Here is a 636-nt window from a genome sequence, read left to right as displayed (position 1 = left end):
GCCGGTGACCGGCCGGATCCTGATGAGCGCCCTGTTCCTGGTGAGCGGAATCGGCAAGCTCGCCGCCCCGGAGGCGACGCTCGCCACCATCCGGGCCGCCGGCCTGCCGCTGCCGGAGGTTTCTTTTGCGGTGGCGGCGCTGGTGGAGGTCGTGGGCGGCCTGCTGCTGATCCTCGGCTACCGGACCCGGCTCGTCGCCCTCGGGCTCGCCGGGTTCGCGGTGGCCACCTCGCTCACCTTCCACACGGCGCTGGCCGACCCGAACCAGATGTTCCATTTCCTGAAGAACCTCGCCGTGGCGGGCGGCTTGCTTCAGGTCGCGGCCTTCGGGGCCGGCCCGTTCAGCCTCGACGCCCGGCAGGGCCGGATCTGACCGGGCGCCGTCACCAGCACAGGGACCAGGAATGACCACGACCGACGCGCCGCTCGCCCTCGGGATCATCGGCGCCGGCATCATGGGCGAGCGCCTGATCGCCGCCCTCCACGGGGCGCCGGATGTGCCGGTGCGGGTCGCCGCCCTGTGGGATCCGTCGCCGGAGGCCCTGGCCCGGGTCGGCGCCGCCTTCCCGGCGGTGCCGCAGGTCGCCGATTCCGCCGCGGTCGTGGCGGCCAGCGCCTGCGTGTACGTCGCCTCGC

The 636-nt window shown here is 74.2% G+C and carries 2 protein-coding genes; both read left to right on the top strand.

Annotation, left to right across the window (positions count from 1 at the left end; translation table 11 throughout):
* Nucleotides 1–4: 4 nt before the first annotated feature.
* Complete coding sequence (locus FV228_RS31930; protein WP_147857987.1) at nucleotides 5–373, top strand: DoxX family protein; 369 nt, start codon at nucleotides 5–7, stop codon at nucleotides 371–373.
* 31 nt (nucleotides 374–404) lie between these two features.
* Nucleotides 405–636: Gfo/Idh/MocA family oxidoreductase (locus FV228_RS31925; RefSeq protein ID WP_187278006.1), on the top strand; the 232-nt coding region annotated here is incomplete at its 3' end.

The sequence above is a fragment of the Methylobacterium sp. WL18 genome (assembly GCF_008040015.1).
Classification (GTDB): Bacteria; Pseudomonadota; Alphaproteobacteria; order Rhizobiales; family Beijerinckiaceae; genus Methylobacterium; species Methylobacterium mesophilicum.
Note: the sequence above shows the minus strand (reverse complement) of the source record. Positions and strands in the feature narration are given on the sequence as shown.